We start from the raw sequence: 22,906 nt of genomic DNA, 5'->3' as shown, positions 1-22,906 counted from the left end.
CCGCGCTGGCAGCAGGTGCTCGACGGCGTGGCTGCGGTGGAACGTCGCCTTGGTCGCAAGCCCAAGCTGCTGGTCGCCAAGATGGGCCAGGACGGGCATGACCGCGGCGCCAATGTCATTGCCTCGGCGTTCGGGGATATGGGCTTTGATGTCGTGTCCGGCCCCCTGTTCCAGACACCTGAGGAAACCGTGGTGCTGGCGCTGGAGAACGAAGTCGACGTCGTGGGCGCCTCGTCGCTGGCAGCCGGCCACAAGACCCTGATCCCGGAACTCATCAACAGGCTCCGCGAGGCGGGTCGCAACGATGTGAAGGTGATCGCCGGGGGCGTCATTCCGCCGCAGGACTACGAGTTCCTGCGCAACGCCGGCGTTCAGGGCATCTACGGCCCGGGATCAAACGTGGTGGAGTGCGCGGCCGACGTGCTCAGGCTGCTCGGACACAACATGCCGCCACTCGGTTCCGACCTGCAGGCGGCCGAGTAAATCAACCTTTTCAAAAAATGGCGACGCTATCGCCCGCATGTTGCTAGGCATCGGTATCGACACAGCCGCTGAGCATGCTGGTGAAGCCGTTTCGGAATGGCGAATATGGCATCTCAGGCCAGCTTGATCGATCTCGATATTCGGACAAGCGATTAACGAGAAATCGGGCGTCGCCAGCCTTCATCGATGCTGAACGCCGGCAACGTCAGCCATCCCATCAACGTTGTTCCGAAAGGAAATTGTCCACCGAGTGGACTTCCATGGCCCTCTGCGGAGGGGCGCATGGTGGAGACGCCGGGATTCGAACTCAGCCGTTAAGCGACTGAATTACAATGCTTCTAGCTCCGGTCCACTGGGTGGCTCCACGAAAGAGACCACAAAACGCTTTCCTTGCGAAATCAGAAGCTTGCAGGCTCAGTTCGACTCCCGGCATGGTATTCGAACCCACTGTACATATGCAAGTTCGTAATCCGCTGGACCAGCATGTGGAACGCGGCGAATCCGACCCTTTAGTGCCGTTCAGCCGCCAAATTTCAATGCCCAGGTCCGGACCGGCAGCTATCCCGGCAGGTCGCGACCAGACCCAGTCGTTCCGGATCGGCATCGCAATCGTCTGTTCACGCCCGAGCCGGTCATTCACAGGTGAATTACTACCGAAAGCCCTCTGATCAAACCCACAAGGTCAGTCATTTAGCTCTTGCTTACAGCTCCGCGCTTCAACTGCTGTAGGGATGATAGATGGCTGCCGGCGTCAATCGAAATGCTCCGTGGTAAGCTCGATGATACTGAAAGTTCCGCCGTCGTTTTCTCCTCTGCAAGTGAGCAAGCCTTACGCCAGCTCTGCAATCAGCGCTTCAGCCGGTGGTACTGCGTAACGCTGGCTCCGCGATACTCGGTCGAACGATACGCTTGAAAGTCGAGGCGCTCCGCCAGCCTTACCGAAGCCGCATTCTCGGTATCGATCATGCAGACGCAACGCTCTTCGGGCCGAGTGCCATCGAACCAGCCCATCAGAGTTTCCATCGCCTCTATGGCATAGCCGTGGCCATGCGCTTTTCCGGCAAACAGCCAGGCAGCTTCAGGATCTGCATCGAAGTCGGCGCCTAATCCTCGCTGAAATTGAGCAAGCCCAACTTCTCCAATCAAAGAGCCACTGCCGCGCTCAAAGACTGCAAACATCCCGTATCCGAATAGGCTCCAGTGGCCTACGTAACGCAGTAACCTGTGCCAAGCATCCTCCCGAGTGACGGGAAGGCCGCGGATGAACTCCTCTACGGCAGGATCCCGATATAGATTAAACTGCTCATCCACATCACGAATGTCGTGCGCGCGCAAGATTAGGCGGTCAGTCGAGAGATTGGGGCGCTGTTCCATGTATTGTCAGATCGTTTGCCGGTAGGTTTGGAGTGGAAGCGGGTGGCTAATGGCCTGTCCGCTGGATATCTAGGTACTGCCCCAAAGGCTAAGGGGAAGCTCGATCCGCCCGTCGCGATAGCGAACCGATGGCGTCAAGTCCGACTTAATGAAACTCGGTCCATCCAAATCGACGAAATCGCAGAATTGTCCGAGAATGTATGCGGGGGCCGCCGCAAGGCTTGAGCCCGCCATGTTTCCGACCATCGTGCGAAGGCCAAGCACTCGGGCACGTTCCCGAAGCTCGAGCGCTTCGGTGAGACCGCCACACTTGTCGAGCTTGATATTTGCTACTTGGAAGCGTCCCACCAGCTGATCGACCTCATCAAGCCCAAGCAGGCTTTCGTCAGCTGCAAGGGGTATCCCAAGCCGGATGAACTCCAGCCCTGCCTCTTTGCCACGCGGAACCGGTTGCTCGACGAGCTTCACTTTGGCGTCGTGTAGAACCGGCGCGAGATCGGATAAGCGGTCCACGCTGTAACCCTGATTTGCATCGACCATGAACCAGACATCCGGGCGGCGATGATGCACCAGCCTTAGCCTTTCGGCATCAGCATCGAGATCGCCGTCGAGCTTGAGTTTGATGGCCCGCGCATCGGCGTAGCCATCGAGTTGCTCTAGCATCTCGGCGGGATCATCGGCCGACAGCGTGAAAGTCGTAACGAGAGGCTGGATGTCGCTCAATCCGGCCCGCTTCCATGCTGTTATTCCTGAGGTTGCAGCCTCTATGTCCCACAGAGCGGCATCCAGAGCATTTCGTGCGCCGCCCGCAGGGAGGTGTGTGCGCAAAGAAGCGCGGTCAATACCATCGCTTAATAGGGGTCTTGCTGGCTCAAGCTGGGCCCAAATATTTTCAACGGTGTCGCCTGTGTAGTAGACTCCGCTGGCTTCGCCCCTACCAACAGCCACCCCGTCACTCAGCTCAAGGCGCACCGCCGGTATGCCTTCAAATATGTGACCAGCAATCCGCAGAGGCTTTTTGAATGGCATGGGATCAACGGAATATGTCAGGCTCAGGGGCTTCATGGTGCCACCGCTTCAGTTCCATTGAGCTTGGCGCCGCGCATGGCGACCCCAAAGAACAGCGCGCTCAGGAGGGCTCCAGGGACACAGATGCCGGCGATTGCGAGACCAAGCTTCGCTTCACCCCCGAGCGCTGAACTGAGCAGAGCAATTGCGGTTGGCGCAGTTGCAGCGCCGAATACCGCTGAAACGAAGACATTCGCGCCAAGTGCAAGGCCGCGAATTTCATTAGGCACGTTCAAGGTGATCGCGATCACGCCGATGGTGGCATTGAATGCTCCCACCAGCATGCTGCCGGCCAGAAGAATGCCAAACGTGACAACGGAAGGGGCGACACCGAAGAAAGACAGGGGAGCAGTGAGAGCCGCCGCGACGATCGCTGGCAGCAGAACGCCAGCGCGACCAGCGCGCCTACGACCAAATTCTGCAAGCTGTCCGCCGAGCAACGCTCCCACGATGCCGCCTGCGAAAGTCACCGCGCTCAACCAGCCCGCGAACTGGCCCGGCGTCTGATGATAACTCCGGATCAAGACCGGGGTCGCCCAGACTGCGGCTGCCTGGAAAGTCATAGTGCTGAACAGCATTGCAGCCAGCAAAGGCTCCAGAAACGAGCGATGCTGCCACAGTTCCCGTAGAGCCGGCTTCAAACTTCTGCCGCGTTGTTCCTGCTCCTGGCGCGCTGGTTCGGAAATGAGGCCTATGCCCAGAAGAAGCGGGAGGGCGAGTGCGGCCGCCGCGAGATAAAGCGTACGCCAAGGCACCAGGCCGCCCGTCAGATCTGGGCTTCCGACAAGCAGCTTGGTGAGCGCATCGAAGATTAGCCCCCCGCCAGAATGCCGAATGCCTGACCGCTCGCTTGGCCCACAGCGAAGAGGCTTGTCGCCACCGAGCGCCGCTCGGGGGGGTAAAGGTCCGAAATGATGGAGAGTGCGGACGGGATCAGCAGGGCATAAACGAACCCTAGTGCGATCCGGCTCAACATCAGCGTGGCGACCGAGCCTGCCAGTGCTGTCGCCCCCATCGAGACCATCCAGACGATGAGGCCCAGCTTTAGAAGGGTAACCCGATTGGCCCGATCGATCGCTCGCCCGAGGGGAAGCGAAGCCAGTCCAAATGCCAAGCCGAATGCTGTGCCCTGAAGCAGCCCGATCTCGACGTCGGTAAGCACCATGTCATGCTTCATCGGCTCAATGAGCAGGGTTGTGAGCGTCACATCCATGGAGAGGAAAAAGCCAAGGACGCTGAGGACCATGATGGCCCAGCGAGCCGTCTTGTGCGGCGGATAGGAGGCGGCGGGATCGATCGTCATGCCAAGCCCTGCCGGGACCCGGCATTGCGGTTTCCAACGACTTCCAGCTGAAGCTGCTGGCCGGGCTCGATAGCGTCAATGCGGCAGATTGCAGGAGCAGGTCCAGACTGTCGCGCATCCCGCTGGTGTGCGCCATCAGCTGACGGACCGTCATCGGCTCGGCCCAGGCCGGAAGCTCAGGCAGATAGATCCGCGGGGACGCTTCCAGATCTAGCTTACCCTCTTCGCAAAGAAGCATGGCCGCCAGGACGCAGAAATGCTTGCTGGTGGACTCTATGCGCATGCGAATGGATGGGGAAAGCGCGACGGGAAGTTCAATGCTCGCCATCCCAAAGCCGCGCCGATACCCCGGCACGCCGTTGATAGCGACGCCTACCGCGAAACCGGGTGCATCGGTGCGATCAAAGGGTGCGAACAGCGCGTCGAGTGCCGCCGCATCGATATGTGCAGAGTGCGGAATCGGATTTCTTCTGGAGCTCGGATTGTTCAGAGATGGGAGCCGAGGCTGATGCCTATTGTCCTGGGCTGCATCATTGTTGCCTGGGCGGGACCGCCGGCAGACGACAGAACGGTTGCTGCTGACAGCTGAGCGCGCTCATCGGTTATGTTGCACGAGAACAGCTGGATCTCGAAGCGTCCCACGTCCAATCCGGCGCGCAGATCGATCGCCACATAGTCGGGCAGCTCATATTGCGGCACGCCAAGATTCCCGTCGAACGACGCCGAGCGATCGGACACAAAGCGCAGGGTGGCTCCGAGGCGTAGACGCAGCTTCATATCTGCTGGGGCCCGCTAGTCGGCATTGAGTGTAGCTGTGTAACGGGGGGCATTCGGCAGGCGATCGCCTCGAAGGGCGCCAAGCTCCAAGCTGTCCTGGGACAATCTGGCATGCTGGTAAGCGAATGCCCCCACGACCGTAAATTGCGGCGAAGGACGCGCGGTCATTGTAAGTTCGCCGCCGGTTATCTTGGCGCCGCCGGCGTTGGCTATCACCGAAACTCCGCCGGCGGCGGAGGTGACCTGTATGTCCTTCCAATCGATATGATAGCCAGAAATGTCGATCCCAAGGGTTCGGTCTGTCGTCTCTGCCTTGAAGCCAGCTTCGTAGCTGTCGAGGGAATCGGAGGCGAACAGAGCGGGGGCGAGCGGAGTGCCGGTCACCGGATCGTTTACGACGTAATTGGGTCCCCCTGGCCTATAGCCGGTGGCAAAGCGCACGTAGGCCGTCGTGTTCGGGCGAAACTTGTATCGCGCGTTGGCAAGATAGGTGACGACGTCATCTCGCGAACGAACCTGCGGCGTCGAGCCAATCAGCAACCCGCGTCCGATCTGTTCGAACTTCTGGCGATTTTCTGCCCATCTGAGCCCCCCGGACAGGTCAATCCGATCAGTGACGTGAAGCGTCAGGTTACCAAAGGCAGCGATTTCCTTGTAGGTACTCGGAATGGAGACGTCGGCCAAAGAAATGGGGGACACCACACCCTCCTCTTCGTAGGGCACAATGACCTGCGCGTTGCCGGATTTTTCATGCGTGTAGAAACCACCGATCATCCAATCCAAAATCTTCGCGCCACTGGAGGCAAGGCGAACCTCCTGCGTAAATTTCTTGGTAGTCCGGCGCTGATCGACCGCGACGGCTTCAAAAGGTAGGCCAAACGAGGCAAGGGTCGGCACGTAAAGCGCAGAACCATCCTGACGGTAGCTGTTGCGGATGGTCTGGTAGCTGCTGATCGACGTCAGGGACGCTGGTCCCAGATCATAGTTGATGGTGCCGCTCACGAAGCGGAAGCGCTGATCGAAGGGTTCATCGACAAGTCGACGCTGGTCAAGGGAGCCGTCGGCCGGCTTGCCCGCAAGCGTGAAGTCAGCCGAGGCGCCTCCGCCCCTGTGAATGTTCTGCAGAAAGCCCGAAAGCCCGATTGTAAGGTCTTGGGTGGGCGCAAACTGGAGGTCGGCCCGCCCTCCATATACCCTGGACCTGTTTACATCATCCTACGAGACCCGCGATGGCGGCGGCGCTCGTCAGCAGTCGGGCATTGCGCATGGGAACCCCCTTCCTATCGATGCCCCTTCGCATCAATAGAAGGAGAACGTTCCGTCTTTTTGGATTTGTGTCAAGAGATTGTCATGCAGGCTTTGACGGAATAAAGAGCAAACGTATTTTTTGAGGATATTATGCCCAAGCGTGATGCCCTGCATATGAGCGCCCAGCGCGAACGCATCCTTCGTCGCACGATTGCGTGCATCTCTCGAAAGGGGGTCGAGGGTATGTCGCTTGCTGATATCCGAAAGGAATGCGAGCTCAGCACCGGTGCGATCTACACGCATTTCAGCAACAAAGAGGAGATCGTCGCCGAGGCGCTTCGCTACGGTCTGGTCTCGGGCAGCAGTTTTCAGAAGACTGGCTGTCATTCAAACGGATGATCGTCGATCTTGATGACCAGTTGGGTTTCGACATCGCCACTGTGGTGAAAACCCGGCTTCATCTGCGCGCCGAATGCGCCAATCCAGGCCGATTGCATGATCTATATAAGCCGATCCTGGAAGAGGCTCTGGAAACGCTCTGCACGTTGCTGACGCAGCTTGAGGCCAATGGTGAGATCGGCCTCAAGGCTCCGGCCCGGCAGACTGCTTTGGCGATAAGCAGCTTCATCGACGGCATGCTCTGGACAGCGCTGGCAATGGATCGGCCGCTTGAGGATCTAAAACCAGAGCTGGCAGCCGGCATCGATAACTTCGTCGATCCGGGAAAAACCCTTGGTCAAACGTCGTAGTCAAAGGTTTTCTGGTCGAAACCGCTCTGTGAAAGAAAGCTCACGTCCAGCGGCCATGAATGTGCCGTTGCCACGATAGTGAAGAGTTCTCGGGGCCTCAACGCTGGCGACATGAGCCTTCAGGACCTCCCATATGAAGAAGCCGTAATTGGCAACCATCGCATCGTCGTAAAGCCGGCATTCGAAGCTCGCGTAGCATTCATCCAGCAGCGGCGCGGCGACGACTTTGCCCGAACGTCGCGTCAGACCAGTGGCCTCGAACTTGTCACCGTCGCGAGCGTGGCGGTTTCCAATCTCCACCACCTGGTCGGCGATCTCCGCAGTCGGCACATTGATGACGCATTCACCCGAGCGTTGGATAAGATCCCTGCTCTCGTTACCTTCCCAGATGTAGCAGCCCACCAACGCAGGTGAGAATTGCAGCATGGTGTGCCAACCCAGGGTCATGATGTTAGACCTCGAACCATGCTGGGAGGTGATCAGGATGATTGGGCCCGTTTCGAGATGCTGACGCACGGCATGCAGCGGAAAGTCTCTTTTCGCGTATGTCACAACACATGTCCTGTTCTTCAGCTTTGGTTGGGCGAATGGTGCCCGCCTGCCACCATCCGCCTCGTCAAATTAGCCGATGGCGACGCTCATACCGCCGTCAGCCATGACCACCGAGCCAACGATGAAGCTTGCCCGATCAGAAGCAAGAAACGCTACGATCTCGGCGATTTCCTTCGGATCGGCAGCGCGACCGATTGGGGCATTCTGCCCATGCTCGGCCAGGAATTCACGGCCGTCGTCGCGGAAGTGATTGAGCAGGTTGGTTACCACGTCGCCCACACCGATCGCGTTGACGCGGATATTGTGCTCGATCGCTTCGAGCGCCTGAGTGCGGGTCATCTGGGCGATAGCGCCCTTCGAGGCAGTGTAGGCCGCGATCCCCGGGAAAGCGAAGTAGGAAGCATAGGAGGCGATGTTAACGATCGCGCCCGAGCCATTCTTCATCATCCCCTTCTGGGCTTCGCGCGAATGCAGGAAGGCACCGGTGACGTTCGTCTGCATCTGCCATTCCCACTCTTCGCGGGAAAGATCGACCATGTTCTTGTAAAGGATGCGACCAGCGTTGTTGACGAGGATGTCGAGCTTGCCGAACGTGTCGACCGCAAGCGACACGGCCTGCTTGGCAACACCATCGACGGTGATGTCGGCAATCAGGGCGATGAGGCCATCGCGCTCGAGATCCTTCACGGCGGGGTCGATATCTTCTGCAACGACCTTGGCGCCGCGCGAATGCAGCAGTTCTGCGATTGCACGGCCAATGCCGCTGGCTGCGCCCGTGACGATGGCAACCTTGCCCTCAACTTCATTCACAGTGTTCACGATGTTGGTCATGATCAAACTCTATCCGGGATCGCTGGAATAATGCCGGATTTGACGATCCCTTGATCAATCCGGCTCCGTCAGAAGACGTGAGCTGGATATGACACTGGGCAATCGTCGCTTCTCTCGGAGCCTTGCGTAAACTGTCGGAGTTTTGCTCAAAGTTTGATGGTGGGCATGATATGCTGCCCTGCAGGTCCACAATAACCTGCGGGTGGTCAAAGCAGGCTATGTTAGCTCAGGCGTGTCGATACGAGCGGGGCGACACCCCCGTCTCCTTGCGGAACACCTGTGCAAAATGGCTGGGACTGGAATAGCCGACTTCCAGTCCCACAGCGATAATGGGTTGGTCGGTTTCTCTGAGGAGCTGTCGCGCGCGACTGACGCGCAGGCGGATGAAATATTGCGATGGCGCGAGGCCCGTGGCTTGTTTGAACTGGCGGCTGAAGTGAGCGATGCTCATTCCTGCAGCCTCAGCATATCGCGCCAGTTCAAATTCCTCACTGAGAGATTCTTCCATCTGCTCAATGACCCTGCGAAGCCGGTACGCTGGAAGAGCGTTCCGCCGCTTGGCGCCGTCCCTGGCCTCGTCTCGATAACGCTGAACAAGACGGATCGCGAGCGCCTGGGCGATGCTTTCAAGATACAGCGGGCTCGCCTCCCTTGCCCCCGCAATCTCTTCCTCGATCAGCTCTATGTACCGCCCTAGTCGATCGTCCCTGGCGCCGGAGACCTCGGAGAGAAGTGGCCGATGGCGGCATCCGAGGACCTCGGCGCCAGCCTGTTCCATGAGAGGTAGTCCGAGGTAGAGATGCATTACTTCGAACATGCCTTCATCAAGTGATCTCCAGCGCAATTCATATGGCGCGTCAGAATCCGTGATGAAGAAATCACCAGCGACGACCCGAGCGGCGGTCCAGTCCCCTCCAAGCTCCCGCTCTTCGACGACTGCTGCGCCTTTAAGGACCCAGACGATGAGCGGTTCCGCGACCGCTGGTACAAGGAAGCCGCCCTGTTCACTTTCTCGGGCGAAAATCTGAGCAATTACGCTGCGCATCGCGCGGTCACGGCCGTCCGCAAGGAGCCGTCCCCGAATATGTCTGTCCAGCGTCTCTGCTGCCGTCCGGTCGGACATTCCCTGGCTTTCTCCGTCTCCACCAGCATCGCCCCCTGTTCTCATCCAAATTGAGAGGACCATTCCGCACTCAGAAAGGCTTGGCACTACGACCAATTTATAAGCGTGGCTTACAAGGTTCGTCGAGCAGCAGCGGATTATATCCGGCTAACCATCGGAATAGATAGGTCTCAACGGCGCAGACGCGCGAAGCTTCAGGAGGTTTCCATGGCGCAGAAGACCTGGATGATTACCGGCATCTCAAGAGGATTGGGTCTCGCTCTTGCTACGGCCGCACTGGGCCGCGGCGACACTGTCGTTGGCACGACCCGCGATGGCCGATTTCCCACCACTCTTTCATCTGATCGCCTCCACGTGCTGCCTCTGGTGATGGGTGACTTGTCGCGGGTGGAGCAGATATTCAGTGACGCTGCGGAGCTTACCGGTCCCATTGATGTCCTGGTCAATAATGCAGGATTCGACCTGTTGGTTCGATCGAAACAACAGCGCAGGACGAGATCGATCAGATTTTTAACGTCAATGTGTACGCGCCTCTTTCGCTTATTCGAGGAGCCTTGCCTCTCATGCGGACACGCGGTCGCGGCCACATCGTCAACATCTCTTCGGTTGCAGCGATCGCACCGGCGCCAGGGTCGGGGATCTACTCCGCGACAAAAGCTGCGCTTTCGGCCGTGTCAGTCAGCCTGGCCCAAGAGGTTGCGCCCATGGGCATCTGGGTCACCAACGTGTCACCCGGATCTTTCCGGACCGAGCTCCTTTCCGAACAGTCGGTTCGGCGCACGGAACGGAACGTCGATGATTATGCGGCGACGAGCGGCAGGACTGTCACTGGTCTCCTGAATAAAGATGGCAAGCAAATCGGCGATCCACAGAAGGCCGCCGACGCCATTCTTGCCGCCGTTGATGCCGATGAGCCACCACTTGATCTCGTTTTGGGATCCGATGCCATCGCGCGCACGCGAGCTCGCCTCGACCGGTTCGAGGACGACCTGCGCCAGTGGGACGACGTTTCCACCTCCACCGATTTCACAATCTGATTTTGTCCCTCAGGAAGGAGTCACTCGATGTCGGAACATACCAACCTTGCGCAAATGAGAGCCAAGCCCGGACGGAGCGAAGCACTGGGCGCAGCCCTTCAGAGCCTTGTTGCTCCATCACGCGATGAGCCCGGATGCATCATCTATCAGGTTCATCAGAGCACCGAGGATCCCGCCCTCTGGATGGTCTACGAGGTGTGGCAGTCGGCCGATGATCTCGGCGACCATTTCACTCTTCCGCACATGCAGGCCTTCGTCGCCAGCGTGCCCGAACTGGTCGACGGCGATCTCGACCTTAAGTCCTTCACGCGCGTCGGGCCGACGGCCTGATCCAGAGACAGGAGTTTACGACATGCACAATGTTGCAGGAAAAATCGTCCTGATCACCGGTGCGAGCAGCGGCATTGGCGAGGCGACGGCCCGCCTTTTGGCGAGTGATGGTGCCAAGGTGGTCCTAGGCGCGCGCCGAACCGATCGATTGGACAGGCTCGTCGAAGAGATCAGGGCACAGGGCGGCGTGGCAGAGGCGATCAAGCTGGACGTCACCGACCGCGCCAGCACGGAAAGCTTCGCCAATGCTGCCCTCGACACGCACGGCCGCATCGACGTGATCGTCAACGATGCCGGCGTGATGCCGCTGTCCCCGATGGCCTCCCTGAAGGTCGACGAATGGGACCGCATGGTCGACGTCAACATCAAGGGCGTACTCTACGGCATTGCGGCGGTGCTTCCTATCATGAATGCCCAAGAATCGGGGCACATCATCAATGTCGCCTCGATCGGCGGGTTGACGGTCACCCCTACCGCTGCCGTATATTGTGCCACGAAATTCGCGGTGCGGGCGATCTCCGAAGGCTTGCGCCAGGAGAATGACAAGATCCGCGTCACGATTGTTTCGCCCGGCGTGGTGGAATCCGAGTTGGCCGAAAGCATCTCGGATGAAAAGGGCCGCGAGGAGATGAAGGCCTTTCGCGCAATCGCGCTCAAGCCTGAAGCAATCGCTCGCTCCATCCAGTTCGCCATCTCACAGCCTGATGATGTCGATACGACCGAGATGGTCGTTCGACCCACGGCAGCACCCTATTGAACTGGCAGGCGGGCGGGTTATCCCGTCCGCCTAGCTACAATCCCGATCTAGGCGAGACAGTATGACCCAGCAACACAAATATGCCGGAATGTGGGTGACGAAAGACGGCTACATCCGCCATGAGCTTCTCCCCAATGGGCGCTATGACGAAGCCCGCGGCAAGAAGAAGAGTGCCTACCAGGGCCGGTATGAGATCTCAGGCGATCACATCGATTATTGGGATGACACCGGGTTCACCGCTGACGGCGATTTCAAAGACGGCATCCTCTACCATGCCGGCATGATCCTTTACCGCGAATAGATCTGAGGCGAGGGTTACTCCCTCGCCTTTTCCCGTATGAAGTCAATGAAGGCGCGCAGAGCCGGAGCCATCTGGCGTTGCTTCGGGTAGCAAAGGAAATAGCCCGGATAAGAGGCACAGTACGGGTCCAGCATGGCTACCAGGTCGCCTCGCGCGACAAGATCGTCAGCCTCCCTGTTAGTCGCAAAGGCAATACCGACATGGTCGAGACAGGCCCGCATCATCATCGGTCGATCGGTGGCGATCAATGAGCCGCTGACAGCCAGCTCGAACCACTCGCCGTCACGATTGAACTCCCAGTTGTATGGCAGAGGGCGTCCGGCCCAGCGCCAGCGAATGCAGTTATGGCTGAGCAGATCCTCGGGCTTTTCCGGCACCGCGCGGCTTTCGAGATAACGGGGCGTCGCAACCGGATATTGGCGCAATTCGCCGCCAAGCTGGACGGCAACCATATCCCGTTCGACAACTTCCCCGGGCCGCAGTGCGATGTCCCATCCACCAGCCACGATGTCCACGGTGGCGTCATCGACGGTAACGTCGAGCAGGATTTCCGGGTATTTCTCGTAGAATTCGCCAAGGATCGGCTCGATATGCGCGGTGGCGGCTACCCGGGCGGCGTGAACCCTGACGCTCCCGGCAGCGCTGTCCCGGAAATGCGATGCGTTCGCCAGTGCCGCTGCGATCTCGTCCATGGCAGGGCGGAGGCGCTGTAAAAGCGCGTCCCCTGCAGGGGTCAGGGCAACGCTGCGGGTCGTCCGATTGAAAAGCCGAAGAGACAATCGCTCTTCCAGGTTTCGGATCGTCTGACTGAGCGATGACGGCGTGATCCCGAGCTGCTCAGCCGCGCGAGAGAAGCTGGCGTGTTCGGCGACGGACACAAAGGCACGAAGTTGCGCAAACTCGCTGCCGTGAACCGTCGGCGTCATCGTATACCTCACTTATTCTGCGCCGCGATATTATGCTTTGCGTGCGAATAAACCAAGGTGTTCCGGGCGGGTTTATACGGCTTGGCCGACGTAAACCGCCCAGAACCAAGGGCTGCATTTTGAGGTCCTGCTAACAAAGCTGTGTCTCCCTCATTGGATTAATGGCGCGTGGTCGGTTCGCTAGATTGCCTCTCAAACATCATCATCGAGGCACGCCATCATGCATTCCTCTCTCCAGGCATTTCGGCCCGCTGCGTCGCCGGACTTTCTCCCGCCAAAGCAGCTTTCCCGGCTTGAAAAGCAGGTCGTCGTGCTGTCGCTACGCGACCCCCGGTCCAGCCTTCGCACACCGTCGAAATGTGAGGCTCGATGGAAAAAGCTTTTCGGCGTCGAGATTCCCAATCCGCTGGCCGATCCTCGCCTGGAGGCGCTGCGCCGTTTCTCGGTACTGATGCATCGATGGATATCGATGCCTGCGGAGGAATACCGCAGGCTTACCGAGGCGGGGTTCGATGAAGTGATCGCAGACGAGGTCTATGCGTTGGTGTCAGGGGGATTGTCCGCTTCGACACCGCGGCTGGCCGGGGACCCGCGTCTAGCCGTTGCCGCTCGGATCAGGGAACGAGGACTGGGTTTGGGCCTATCGTGCGATCAGCGATCGCCTGATGTGCACCTGCCGCGTCTTTCAGGGCATAGCGATCCAGCTGGATCTCTCCGAAAGTACCGTCTCTCCAGCGCGCGAAAATCTCGCTGGCGGCTGCTTCCAAAATGCCCCCCTTTACCGCCGAGGCGGCGCTCGCATGCTCGACACGGATCCGCCGATCCGTCACCAACCTCTCGTCAAATGCCGCTGGGCCCGATGCCGCTCCGATCGTGAAGATTGCGCCCCCATCTCGCACGGCCTTTAGAGTGGCATCGGCAGTCGCACGTCCCACAAAATCGTAGACCACGTCGGCGCCATCAGGCGCGAGTGCCCGGATTTCGGATCCGAGATCAGGGGTTTCGGAGGAGAGGCGATGACCGATATCAGCGGGAAGCCGCTCGAGCTTGGTGGTCGAGCCAACCGCAATGACGATCGCCCCAAGCTTCTTGGCCCAGCGTGCCACCAGCGATCCCACGCCGCCGGTTGCGCCCTGAACAAGAACAACATCACCGGCTTTAACTTCATGCAGCCTTCGAACAGCGAGCCACGCGGTTACCCCCTTGGTCAACAGCCCCGCGGCCAGTTGCGTCGGGACATCCTGCGGCAGCGTCACCAGCGGCGCGGTGTCCATGATCCGCTCTTGAGCGTAGGCTCCCGGTGCGAAGAAATATGCGACCCGGTCCCCTGGCTGAAAACCGCCAACATCGGAGCCGACTTCGATAATTTCGCCGGCGCCTTCGACGCCATTCACGAATGGCAAGGATACACCGAACGTGCCGCTGCGGAACATCGTGTCGAGGAAGTTAACGCCGATCGCCTCCTGCCTGATCTTGACTTGGCCTGGCGCGGGGGAACCTAAGGTTTCCTGTTCCGCCACCAGCACGGCGGGACCGCCCACTGCGTGCATACGAATGACATCAGACATGGCTGGTCTCTCCGACGGGCAGCGGGTCGATCACGCCGATTTGCTGCAGGACCGAGTAAAGATTAGCGACCCCCCAATGCTCCGTGATCTGACCATCGACCACCTTCATGGCATCTACGGTTTCGAAGCTGACGCGCGTGCCCGTGCCCGCATGTCCCAGAAAATTGCCGAGATGGGTGCCATGATAGGTCTTGAAGGTGGTGACGATATCGCCGTCCACCTTCTGCCAGTGGATCTCCGGCTTGAAGTCGGGGAATGCTTCCCGAAGACGCTTGTAGAGGACCAGTACGCCAGCCTTGTCGCGGGTCCCGCCGGGCTGGGGAGTGTGATCGTATAAGTCATCCGAGAAAAGCTGGTCGAACAGGTCGAAGTCGCCGCCTCCCTGAACTTCTTCCGTGTTGCGGCGGACCACCAGTTTGGCGGCTTCGCTGATGTCGTTCATGTCATATCTCCTGTGTATCAGACTTCAAATCCGCCGATGGCCATGCCGCCATCGACCACCAGTAGCTATCCGATGACATAGCTTGCGGCATCCGAGGCCAGTCACATTGCAGCCTCGGCAATCTCCTTCGGGTCCGCGCCGCATTTCGCGGGAATGGCCGTGCGAGCGCGCTCAGCGAAGGGGGGGGTCTGGTGGCTATTTGCGACAACCATAGGTGTCTCGGTCCAGCCTGGCGCAATTGCATTGATCCGGATCCCGCGGGCGGCGTTTTCCATAGCCGCTACACGGGTCAGTCCATGCACCCCATGCTTTGAGGCGGCATAGGCACTCATCCCACCCGGACCGGTTGCGGCGGCAACGGAGGCGGTGTTTACGATCGCTCCGCCGCCGCTCTGCAGCATTGCCGGGATCTGAAACTTCATGCCAAGGAAGACGCTGCGCAGGTTCAGCGCCAGGACGCGGTCGAAGTCATCGACTGGATAGTCCTCGATACGATGAGTTTCGCCCGTGATCCCGGCATTGTTGAAGGCGATGTCGAGACGACCCGCCGATCCGAGTACATGAGCGGTGAAACGCTCAACGTCGCTTTCTCGAGAAACATCGATCTCCGACGTGCTAAAGCGAAAGCCCTCCGATGCGACAAGCTCACTTGTCTGCTGCAGCCCTGCCGTATCCCGCTCGGCGGCAAAGACCCGGGCCCCTGCTCTTGCAAAACCGAGCGCCGCTTCTCTGCCGATGCCGGAACCGGCCCCGGTTATGATGACAACTTTGTTCTGCAGGTCTACCATCGGAGGTCTCCCGTGCTGCGGCTTAGCCGAAGAGCTTGGCTGCGGTTTTTGCTACGATTTCACCCTGATGGCGGGCACCATCGAGCTCGATCTGCGAAGGCTGGCGCGACCCATCGCCGCTGGCAATCGTCGTGGCACCATAGGGCGCTCCGCCGACAATCTCGTCCATGCTCATCTGACCGCCATGGCTGTAGGGCAGGCCTACGATGGTCATCCCGAAGTGCAGCAGGTTGGTGATGATCGAGAACAGCGTCGTCTCGTTACCGCCGTGCTGGGTCGCCGATGACGTGAAAGCCGCGCCAACCTTGCCGTTCAGGGCGCCGCGTGCCCAAAGGCCGCCTGCCTGATCGAGGAAGGCCGCAAGCTGGCTCGACATACGGCCAAAGCGTGTGCCGGTGCCCACGATGATAGCATCATAGTCGGCAAGCTCGTTGACGGTGGCGACCGGAGCGTCCTGATCAAGCTTGAAATGCGCGCCGCGGGCGATGTCCTCGGGGACGGTTTCGGGAACGCGCTTCACGTCCACGGTGGCTCCAGCGGAGCGAGCGCCTTCGGCGATGGCGTGGGCCATCGTTTCGATGTGGCCATAAGAAGAATAATAAAGAACGAGAACCTTAGCCATTGTGCAGATCCTTGAGAAAGGAGTTAGAAGAAGCGTCTGTGTGAAACTGTTTTGACATCCGTCTTCAGGTTCGAAAATCCGAATATGATCGACGGCTATCATCGAGGAAATCGACAAGCATGGCGTCGCCACCGGCGGTGAGTTGCCATGCGATCTACCCCCTTTTTCATCGACGCCGAGGCGACGCCAATAAAAAGGGAACGATCCGTCCTTTATAGGCGATGAGAAGCGCGCTGATCCTCAGATTACCGCCAGCAAGCCGCCATCGACTTGAAGAGCAATTCCGGAGACATAGCTCGACAGGTCCGAGCCCAGGAACGCGACGGCGTCACCTATCTCGGAAGGCTTTCCAAGCCTACGCAGCGGAGTGCGCTGGCGAAAGCCTTCGCTCGCGGCAGCGATATCGGGCGTGCTGCGCAGAAGCTCGGTATCAATTGTCCCTGGAGCAACAGCGTTGACGCGAATGCCATCGGGGCCCAGAGCGTCGGCCAGGGCCTTCGCCATCAGCACGACACCGCCTTTGCTCGTCGAATAGGCGACAGTGATGCCCGCACCGACAAGACCTCCCATGCTCGCCATCAACACGATACTCCCGGCTTTGCCCGATGCCTTCATCTGACGTGCAGCCGCCTGTGCGCCGAACAGCGTTCCGTCGAGGTTGATCGACATGAGACGCCTATAGTCTTCTTCCGTAACCTCCGCGCCGTCAGCGCGGAGGGATATGCCGGCATTCAACACCATAACGTCGACGCCGCCGAACTGATCTGCCGCAGCGACCAGGTGATCATTGTCGTCTTTCTTGGAAACATCGGCCCGCACGAACAGCGCCGGTACTCCAAGCGCCTCGATCTTCTGCGTAGTGAGGGTTCCGCCCTCGCGCGGTGCCTCGACGATGTCGGACACGATCACGGCCTTTGCGCCATGCTGGGCCGCCGAGATGGCGATAGCGCGACCGATACCGCTTGCAGCGCCCGTGACGACGACAGTCTTGCCGTCCAGAATATTGGACATGGAAATTCTCCTTGGCGCCACTGCGCCTGTGCGTGGATGATCAGCCCTGCTTGATGAGGCTGTGGACCATGAGCGCCCCGCCGAACTGCTGCAGGCGGCCGCCTTCATCGATGCGACCAAGGTTGATGGCGGCGTACCCGAGGGCTTCGATCAACTGCGCAGCTCTCGCCGATGCGTCGGGATCGTTGCTGGCGTGGAAGATGGTGCGCTTACCCGTCGCAGAACCAGGCTCCTGGGCGAGGACAGCTGCGGGAAGCGTGTTGAAGGCTTTCACGATCGCAGCGCCGGGCAACGCCGAAGCGACGATGTCGCTCGATAGACGGCCCCCTAGGTCTGCGGGTGAGAAGTCCGCGAAGTTGATCGCATTGGTGGCGTCGATGACCACGCGCCCGCTCCAGTCGGATGCCAAAGCCGCAACATCGGCAACGGCCGAGAACGGCATGGCGAGGATAATGGTGTCCGCTTCCACCGCTTCGGAGAGTTCGACTGGGCGAACGCTAGATCCCAGTTCCTGCGCCAGGCCGGCAAGGGAGGCGGGCCCACGAGTGTTGGCGATGAGGACAGGCGTGCTGGTCCGAGCAAACTGACGAGCCAGAGCGGTGCCGATCGCGCCCGAGCCGATGATCGAATAGGTCATGAAGAAGATCCTTTTTGGAAAGTTGAAAGAGAGGGTCAGGCCGCGCGAGGCGCCGTGGCCGGAAGAGGGATGAATTCGGGGTCACCCGCCACCATTGGGAAACGACCGGAACGCCAGTCATCGGCGGCCTGCTCGATCCGCTCGAGACGGCTCGAGACAAAGTTCCAGTAGATGTGTCGCTCACCTTCGAGCGGCTCGCTGCCCATCAACATCACCCGCGTGTCAGATGCCGCGCGCAGGACGATCTCTGAGCCGGGTTTGAAGACGATCAGCTGGTCTTTGATGAAGCGGCCGTCCTGACCCTCGACTTCGACTTCACCGCTGACGACATAGGCCGCGCGTTCGATATGATCGGACGCCAGTTTGAAGCGTTTGCCCGCGCCCAGTTGTAGATCGGCGTAGAGGGTTTCGGAGAAAATCGGCGTCGGCGACGTTACCCCTGCCAAGCTGCCGGCAAGCAGCTTTAGATGAACACCGTCCTCGGCAAGGCTCGGGAGGGCCCCCGCTTCAACATGTTTGAAGCCGGGATCTGCTTCCTCCAACTCCAGCGGCAATGCCAGCCAGGTCTGGAAACCGAACATACGAGCTTCGCGGTCGCGGAAACCCTGTCCACTGCGTTCGGAATGTACGATGCCACGCCCCGCAGTCATCAGATTGACCTCGCCGGGCCGGATCGTCTGGAAATAGCCTTCACTGTCCCGGTGATCGAGCTCACCCTCGATCAGGTAGGTAAGCGTGGCGAGACCGATATGCGGATGGGGGCGCGTATCAACGCCTTCACCAGATCGGAAGACAGCAGGTCCGAAGGCGTCGAAAAATGCGAAGGGTCCCACCATCCGGCGCTGGACCGAAGGGAGAGCTCGGCGCACATCGAAGCCGCCGAGATCACGTACTGCCGGCAGTATCACCTGCTCGACGAGTGCCGGATCTGCTTGGAAAGTCATGTCTTGTTCCTTCATCGTCGGCGGTAAGCCAGTGGCGATGTCGGAGAGTTATGCGTTTCCTTCGGTCTAAAAAACCGGCATACGCTCGGTGATTAGGTTCGAGGAATTAGCTATGATAAGTGAGCCCGGCACTCCTACGCTTGACCAGCTAAAGGTCTTCCTGACTGTCGTGGACGTAGGGAGCTTTGCCGGCGCGGCACGGCAGCTCAATCGCGCCTCCTCCGTTGTGAGCTATTCGATTTCGAACCTCGAGGCACAACTCGGGCTGACACTGTTCGACCGGGAAACGACCCGCAAACCCCAACTGACCGAAGCTGGACGCATGGTGCTTGCTGAAGCTCGCAGGGTTGCCGGCGGTATCGACAGCCTGCGAGCGAAATCAAAGGGCATGCTGCAGGGCCTGGAATCCGAGCTTCACATCGTGCTGGACACCTTGCTGCCCGAGGAACGGGTAGTCGATGCGCTTACCAGTTTCCGCGAACAATTCCCGACTGTGACGCTTCACCTTTACGTCGAATCCCTGGGCTCGGTAACGAGGCTGGTAATGGAGCGGATTGCCACCATCGGGGTCGCTGGCCCGCTGGTCAGCCTAGATGGCATCGAAAAGGAGGGGATCGGCAGCGTGCGCATGATCCCCGTGGCCGCGCCAAGCCATCCCTTGGCGATTGCAGAGGAGAACCTGCCAGGGGCAGGTCGTGAACATGTCCAGTTGGTACTTACCGACCGATCAACGCTGACCAAGGGGCGCGACATTGCTGTGGTGGGGACCAGCACCTGGCGCCTCGCGGACCTCAGCTCAAAGCACATGCTTCTCAAGGCCGGTATCGGATGGGGAAACATGCCCGAGCCGATGATCGCGGAAGATCTCCTGACCGGGAGGCTGGTGAAACTGGAGATGCCGGACAGCATCGGTGGTGACTATGTGATGGATGCGATTTACCGGACAGACAGCCCCCCCGGTCCAGCAGGGCGATGGCTGATACAACGCTTTAAGGATCAAGCATAAGCTGGAACTGGAATGCCGTCAGTTTCAGAAGCGATCTGCGAGGTTGGGCAGCAGGCTGTTGGACATGAAGGGTAGCTCAGTCTTGCTGCTCGACGGCAAGAATAGCCCGTAAAAGCGCTTCTGAGCGTTGCTGGCCGTACCCCTTGCCATAAGCACTGGATGTGATCGCGATGACCATGCGGCGACTTGGAACCACATAGATCTTATTGCCGCCATTGCCCGATGCAAAGGAGACCGGAACCACCTGGCCGTTGATCTGCTGGTTTTTTGAATACCAGAAGTAGCCATATCCTTCAGCGTAGGGATCTGAATCGGAAATACCAACCAGTGGAGCAACCGCGCGTCGGATCCAATTGGCACTGACGATCCGGCGTCCTTCATATAGACCTTGTCCACGCACCATCTCGCCGATCGCCGCACAGTCGCGGGCTGTAAGAGACAGGTTACCTTGGCCTTTGGTGTATGCAGCGGCGTCTGACGCCCACTTCCAGTGACGGAAACCTAATGGCTCGAACAACGCAGTCTGCGCGAAATCAGCCATTGATGACCCGGTCGCCTTTGCAACAACGACGCCGGCGGCATAGGCCGTGAGCGAGTTATAGCGGTACCGTGATCCCGGCGGATCGGCGCGCGGGGCTGAAAGCAGGAATGCTATCGGATCAGGCGCTGCATCGAGTTTGTCTTCGTTGCCCGGCGATGCAGGATCTGCGTCGAACGCCGCGAGCCCGGAACGCATCGTCAGCACGTCCTTGATGGCGACATCACCAATGGCGCTGTTCTTGGCTTCCGGCCAATAGGTGGAAACCTTGTCATCCGGGTCGTGCATCTTGCGTTGGTCGATCGCGATCCCCACGAGCAGCCCGGTCACACTTTTTCCTGCCGAGCGGATGTCGTGGAGAGTATCTGCCGTTTCCCCATTATAGTAGCGTTCCGCGATCACCTTGCCTTCGTGCAGCACGACGACGCCGCGTAGATCGCGATGTTCATCCTGATCGTACGCTGCAAGAACCTTATCAAGAGCAGAGCCCGGGTGTGACGCAGCTGTGCCCGTGCATAGCATCACACCGCCAAGCGCTGTCATGATGCTTCTTAGACAGTTCATTGGCCAGATCCCTGATGAGGTGGAACCGGTTCCTGTCTGATAACAGCGCCTTCGTCTTGTATCCGCGCAACATGGCGCGAATTTCGCCATTGCGCAGGAGTGATATCGAGACGGCTTCGAAAAGTTCGAGTAAGATGGGCTTGATCGACAAAGCCCGTTGAATGCGCAACGTCGGCAAGAGAGGCGATCCCCTTGCCTAGGGCGTAAACTCATTAAATCTGGCGGCTCATTCGGTGTGATATGGATAGACATGCACATCACATGGAAGCGGACGGTTTTGGCATTGGGCCTTGCGGTTGTGGCCCTTGCAGCGTTCATGCGGTTTTCGCCTTGGGTGGCTCAAGATGCCTGCCTTGATAGCGGCGGAGCGTGGAGAGACGGCCAATGCAAGCATTAGATCTTAGATTTCCAAGCAGGCTTGAGGTTTTCCGGCTCACGTGATTCAGGCTCTCCATTGCGATGGAGGCTTGATGGCACGGCGGCGATACGAACTGACGGACGGGGAATGGTTGATCATCGACCCGCTACTGCCGAATAAGCCGCGCGGAGTTCCTCGCGTTGACGACCGGCGCGTGCTGAACGGCATTCTTTGGCGCTTTCGAACGGGCTCACCGTGGGCGGAGATACCTGAGCGCTACGGCCCCTCGACGACCTGCTACAATCGGTTCGTGCGCTGGCGCAAAGCCGGGGTGTGGGACCGGCTACTTGCGGCGGTTTCGGCTGCTTTCGAAGGCGAGATTGTGATGATCGACTCCACCTGCGTCCGCGTTCACCAGCACGGTGCGACGGGCAAAAAGGGGGAGCCAGAGATCGCGGCATGGGACGTTCCCGAGGCGGCCTCACGAGCAAAATCCATGCCCTCGTTGACGCTGACGGTCGTCCCGTTGCACTGCGCCTGACTGGCGGTCAGGTCCACGACAGCCAGGAAGCCGAAGCTCTGCTCGATGCCATGCCCGAAAGTGCCACGCTGCTCGCGGACAAGGGCTACGACAGCAACGCTATCCGCGAAGCCGCTGCCAGCAAGAATGCCTGGGCCAACATCCCGTCGCGCTCCAACCGTAAGCAGAGTTTACCCTTCTCGGGCTGGCTCTACCGCCAGCGCAATCTGGTCGAGCGCTTCTTCAATCGCATCAAACACTTCCGTGGTATCGCCACCCGCTACGACAAGTGCCCCGAAAACTACCTTGCTGCAGTGAAACTCATCTGCGCCCGCATCTGGTGCGCCGCGTAATGAGTCTACGTCCTAGCATAGTTGCCGCCCGTTCGAGCCGATGGCCGCGCAGATATTCACCGGGCGAGCACCCAAGATAGCGTTGAAACACGCGAGCAAGATGGACCGGATGGATTCCCGCCTCCGCTGTAACCTGGGCTACAGTGATTTCGGGATTGTCGCTTAGGAAGATCATCTCCACGGCGCGAGAGAGCCAAGCTGGCGGCGTTTTCGCCTTCCGGGCCTCATCGGAGGAGAGCGGCGTCACCAGGCCGTGAAGTTGCAAGGCACAGGCTTCCAGCGCCAAGGGAGTGGTCACATTGATTTGATCCGCCACGCCTTGGGCAAGTCTATGAGCGTAGGGATCGCGCAAGCATAAAGCCGCAGCTTCAGCACCCGTCCCACCGGATATGGCGAGGAACCGCCATTTTCCGCCATGGAAGCGGTCCTGATGCGACGTGCCGGGCGGGTTGTAGATCAGGATCGGTGTATCCGACACCAGCGGGGCGCCGACGGCCGACGACATATAGCCACCATCGAGCACAAGGACGAAATGCGCTTCCTCGTGCATATGCGGCCGAACTTCTTCTTCAGGCGCGTTAGCCTTCAGCAGATGGAAGCTGAAGCCCCCGGCCCGCCGGCCCTCGGGGCCGCTGCCCCAGAAATCCATCCTTGCCCGTCTGAGAACCATATAATATATTTATACCATCCTCGGCA

The 22,906-nt window shown here is 59.4% G+C and carries 28 protein-coding genes and 2 pseudogenes; 9 read left to right on the top strand and 21 right to left on the bottom strand.

Translation table 11 applies throughout. The features are described 5' to 3' along the window. A partial coding sequence (locus QOL62_RS17040) for a cobalamin-dependent protein (RefSeq protein ID WP_283406569.1) occupies positions 1–483 on the top strand: 483 nt, incomplete at its 5' end. Positions 484–1,329: 846 nt separating this feature from the next. Here the strand turns inward: QOL62_RS17040 and QOL62_RS17035 are convergent. The 7 genes from QOL62_RS17035 to QOL62_RS17005 form a co-directional block, all read right to left on the bottom strand. After that, positions 1,330–1,857, bottom strand: coding sequence for a GNAT family N-acetyltransferase (locus QOL62_RS17035; RefSeq protein ID WP_283407073.1), 528 nt, complete (start codon positions 1,855–1,857; stop codon positions 1,330–1,332). A gap of 69 nt (positions 1,858–1,926) precedes the next feature. After that, positions 1,927–2,922, bottom strand: a complete 996-nt coding sequence (locus tag QOL62_RS17030; RefSeq protein WP_283407072.1) for a dipeptide epimerase — start codon at positions 2,920–2,922, stop codon at positions 1,927–1,929. After that, positions 2,919–3,680, bottom strand: coding sequence for an MFS transporter (locus QOL62_RS17025; protein ID WP_346770702.1), 762 nt, complete (start codon positions 3,678–3,680; stop codon positions 2,919–2,921). Before QOL62_RS17025 ends, QOL62_RS17030 begins: the two co-directional genes overlap by 4 nt. Positions 3,681–3,736: 56 nt before the next feature. Beyond that, positions 3,737–4,222, bottom strand: coding sequence for an MFS transporter (locus QOL62_RS17020; RefSeq protein ID WP_283407080.1), 486 nt, complete (start codon positions 4,220–4,222; stop codon positions 3,737–3,739). Beyond that, complete coding sequence (locus QOL62_RS17015; protein ID WP_283407079.1) at positions 4,107–4,646, bottom strand: serine hydrolase domain-containing protein; 540 nt, start codon at positions 4,644–4,646, stop codon at positions 4,107–4,109. Before QOL62_RS17015 ends, QOL62_RS17020 begins: the two co-directional genes overlap by 116 nt. Before the next feature lie 68 nt (positions 4,647–4,714). Next, positions 4,715–5,005: a hypothetical protein gene (locus QOL62_RS17010; RefSeq protein WP_283407070.1), complete on the bottom strand. Its 291-nt coding sequence runs from the start codon at positions 5,003–5,005 to the stop codon at positions 4,715–4,717. A gap of 15 nt (positions 5,006–5,020) precedes the next feature. Continuing rightward, positions 5,021–6,148 carry a TonB-dependent receptor gene (locus QOL62_RS17005; protein WP_283407078.1) on the bottom strand — a complete coding sequence of 376 codons (1,128 nt, stop codon included), beginning with the start codon at positions 6,146–6,148 and terminating at the stop codon, positions 5,021–5,023. 255 nt (positions 6,149–6,403) lie between these two features. On the opposite strand from QOL62_RS17005, the gene QOL62_RS19965 reads away from it, so the two are divergent. Together QOL62_RS19965 and QOL62_RS16995 are read left to right on the top strand one after the other, a co-directional pair. Further along, positions 6,404–6,652 (top strand): TetR/AcrR family transcriptional regulator, encoded by a 249-nt coding sequence (locus tag QOL62_RS19965; RefSeq protein ID WP_379502961.1) that lies wholly within the window; start codon positions 6,404–6,406, stop codon positions 6,650–6,652. Beyond that, positions 6,649–7,002 (top strand): hypothetical protein, encoded by a 354-nt coding sequence (locus QOL62_RS16995; RefSeq protein WP_283407068.1) that lies wholly within the window; start codon positions 6,649–6,651, stop codon positions 7,000–7,002. The genes QOL62_RS19965 and QOL62_RS16995 overlap by 4 nt, the downstream gene beginning before the upstream one ends. Here the strand turns inward: QOL62_RS16995 and QOL62_RS16990 are convergent, their stop codons facing one another. From QOL62_RS16990 to QOL62_RS16980, 3 genes are all read right to left on the bottom strand, one after another. After that, a complete protein-coding gene (locus QOL62_RS16990) occupies positions 7,003–7,554 on the bottom strand; it encodes a flavin reductase family protein (protein WP_283407067.1) in 552 nt (183 codons plus the stop codon). It lies immediately after the preceding gene. 69 nt (positions 7,555–7,623) lie between these two features. Further along, the gene (locus tag QOL62_RS16985) at positions 7,624–8,385 is read right to left on the bottom strand and encodes an SDR family NAD(P)-dependent oxidoreductase (RefSeq protein WP_283407066.1); all 762 of its coding nucleotides are present in this window, start codon (positions 8,383–8,385) and stop codon (positions 7,624–7,626) included. Between the two features lie 226 nt (positions 8,386–8,611). After that, positions 8,612–9,508: a helix-turn-helix transcriptional regulator gene (locus tag QOL62_RS16980; RefSeq protein ID WP_283407065.1), complete on the bottom strand. Its 897-nt coding sequence runs from the start codon at positions 9,506–9,508 to the stop codon at positions 8,612–8,614. 207 nt (positions 9,509–9,715) lie between these two features. Between QOL62_RS16980 and QOL62_RS16975 the strand changes: the two are divergent. The 4 genes and pseudogenes from QOL62_RS16975 to QOL62_RS16960 all read left to right on the top strand — a co-directional run bounded on the left by QOL62_RS16975 (position 9,716) and on the right by QOL62_RS16960 (position 11,933). Further along, positions 9,716–10,545 (top strand): annotated as a pseudogene (locus QOL62_RS16975) (SDR family NAD(P)-dependent oxidoreductase). Positions 10,546–10,572: 27 nt separating this feature from the next. Then, on the top strand, positions 10,573–10,875 hold the full coding sequence (locus QOL62_RS16970; protein ID WP_283407064.1) for a putative quinol monooxygenase: 303 nt from the start codon (positions 10,573–10,575) through the stop codon (positions 10,873–10,875). A gap of 22 nt (positions 10,876–10,897) precedes the next feature. Next, positions 10,898–11,632 (top strand): SDR family oxidoreductase, encoded by a 735-nt coding sequence (locus tag QOL62_RS16965; protein WP_283407063.1) that lies wholly within the window; start codon positions 10,898–10,900, stop codon positions 11,630–11,632. A gap of 61 nt (positions 11,633–11,693) precedes the next feature. Then, positions 11,694–11,933 carry an Atu4866 domain-containing protein gene (locus QOL62_RS16960; protein WP_283407062.1) on the top strand — a complete coding sequence of 80 codons (240 nt, stop codon included), beginning with the start codon at positions 11,694–11,696 and terminating at the stop codon, positions 11,931–11,933. 14 nt (positions 11,934–11,947) lie between these two features. Here QOL62_RS16960 and QOL62_RS16955 read toward each other — a convergent pair whose 3' ends face one another. The 8 genes from QOL62_RS16955 to QOL62_RS16920 all read right to left on the bottom strand — a co-directional run bounded on the left by QOL62_RS16955 (position 11,948) and on the right by QOL62_RS16920 (position 18,886). Further along, positions 11,948–12,871, bottom strand: coding sequence for a LysR family transcriptional regulator (locus QOL62_RS16955; protein WP_283407061.1), 924 nt, complete (start codon positions 12,869–12,871; stop codon positions 11,948–11,950). Positions 12,872–13,473: 602 nt separating this feature from the next. Beyond that, positions 13,474–14,427, bottom strand: coding sequence for a zinc-binding dehydrogenase (locus QOL62_RS16950; RefSeq protein ID WP_283407060.1), 954 nt, complete (start codon positions 14,425–14,427; stop codon positions 13,474–13,476). Then, positions 14,420–14,869, bottom strand: a complete 450-nt coding sequence (locus QOL62_RS16945; protein WP_283407059.1) for an ester cyclase — start codon at positions 14,867–14,869, stop codon at positions 14,420–14,422. Before QOL62_RS16945 ends, QOL62_RS16950 begins: the two co-directional genes overlap by 8 nt. A 101-nt stretch (positions 14,870–14,970) precedes the next feature. Beyond that, positions 14,971–15,657: an SDR family NAD(P)-dependent oxidoreductase gene (locus QOL62_RS16940; RefSeq protein WP_283407058.1), complete on the bottom strand. Its 687-nt coding sequence runs from the start codon at positions 15,655–15,657 to the stop codon at positions 14,971–14,973. A gap of 22 nt (positions 15,658–15,679) precedes the next feature. Further along, complete coding sequence (gene wrbA, locus QOL62_RS16935; protein ID WP_283407057.1) at positions 15,680–16,279, bottom strand: NAD(P)H:quinone oxidoreductase; 600 nt, start codon at positions 16,277–16,279, stop codon at positions 15,680–15,682. Positions 16,280–16,519: 240 nt separating this feature from the next. Beyond that, the gene (locus QOL62_RS16930) at positions 16,520–17,290 is read right to left on the bottom strand and encodes an SDR family NAD(P)-dependent oxidoreductase (RefSeq protein WP_283407056.1); all 771 of its coding nucleotides are present in this window, start codon (positions 17,288–17,290) and stop codon (positions 16,520–16,522) included. A 40-nt stretch (positions 17,291–17,330) separates the two neighbouring features. After that, complete coding sequence (locus tag QOL62_RS16925) at positions 17,331–17,927, bottom strand: NADPH-dependent F420 reductase (RefSeq protein ID WP_283407055.1); 597 nt, start codon at positions 17,925–17,927, stop codon at positions 17,331–17,333. Between the two features lie 35 nt (positions 17,928–17,962). Continuing rightward, positions 17,963–18,886, bottom strand: coding sequence for a pirin family protein (locus tag QOL62_RS16920; protein ID WP_379502951.1), 924 nt, complete (start codon positions 18,884–18,886; stop codon positions 17,963–17,965). Positions 18,887–18,986: 100 nt separating this feature from the next. Between QOL62_RS16920 and QOL62_RS16915 the strand changes: the two genes are divergently transcribed. Next, complete coding sequence (locus QOL62_RS16915; RefSeq protein WP_283407076.1) at positions 18,987–19,877, top strand: LysR family transcriptional regulator; 891 nt, start codon at positions 18,987–18,989, stop codon at positions 19,875–19,877. Between the two features lie 76 nt (positions 19,878–19,953). Here QOL62_RS16915 and QOL62_RS16910 read toward each other — a convergent pair whose 3' ends face one another. Both QOL62_RS16910 and QOL62_RS19960 read right to left on the bottom strand, forming a co-directional pair. Beyond that, complete coding sequence (locus QOL62_RS16910) at positions 19,954–20,958, bottom strand: serine hydrolase domain-containing protein (protein WP_283407054.1); 1,005 nt, start codon at positions 20,956–20,958, stop codon at positions 19,954–19,956. Positions 20,959–20,975: 17 nt separating this feature from the next. Further along, positions 20,976–21,167 carry an AraC family transcriptional regulator gene (locus QOL62_RS19960; RefSeq protein ID WP_379503115.1) on the bottom strand — a complete coding sequence of 64 codons (192 nt, stop codon included), beginning with the start codon at positions 21,165–21,167 and terminating at the stop codon, positions 20,976–20,978. A gap of 282 nt (positions 21,168–21,449) precedes the next feature. On the opposite strand from QOL62_RS19960, the pseudogene QOL62_RS16905 reads away from it, so the two are divergent. After that, positions 21,450–22,141: pseudogene (locus tag QOL62_RS16905) on the top strand (IS5 family transposase); the annotation flags it as partial. Between the two features lie 37 nt (positions 22,142–22,178). On the opposite strand, the gene QOL62_RS16900 reads toward QOL62_RS16905, so the two are convergent. Continuing rightward, on the bottom strand, positions 22,179–22,859 hold the full coding sequence (locus tag QOL62_RS16900; protein ID WP_283407052.1) for a helix-turn-helix transcriptional regulator: 681 nt from the start codon (positions 22,857–22,859) through the stop codon (positions 22,179–22,181). Between the last annotated feature and the right edge of the window lie 47 nt (positions 22,860–22,906).

Origin of the sequence: Novosphingobium panipatense, from assembly GCF_900182875.1 — a bacterium.
Taxonomy (GTDB): domain Bacteria; phylum Pseudomonadota; class Alphaproteobacteria; order Sphingomonadales; family Sphingomonadaceae; genus Novosphingobium; species Novosphingobium panipatense.
The sequence above is the reverse complement of the archived record's forward strand: the minus strand, read 5'-3'. Positions and strand labels throughout refer to the sequence as shown.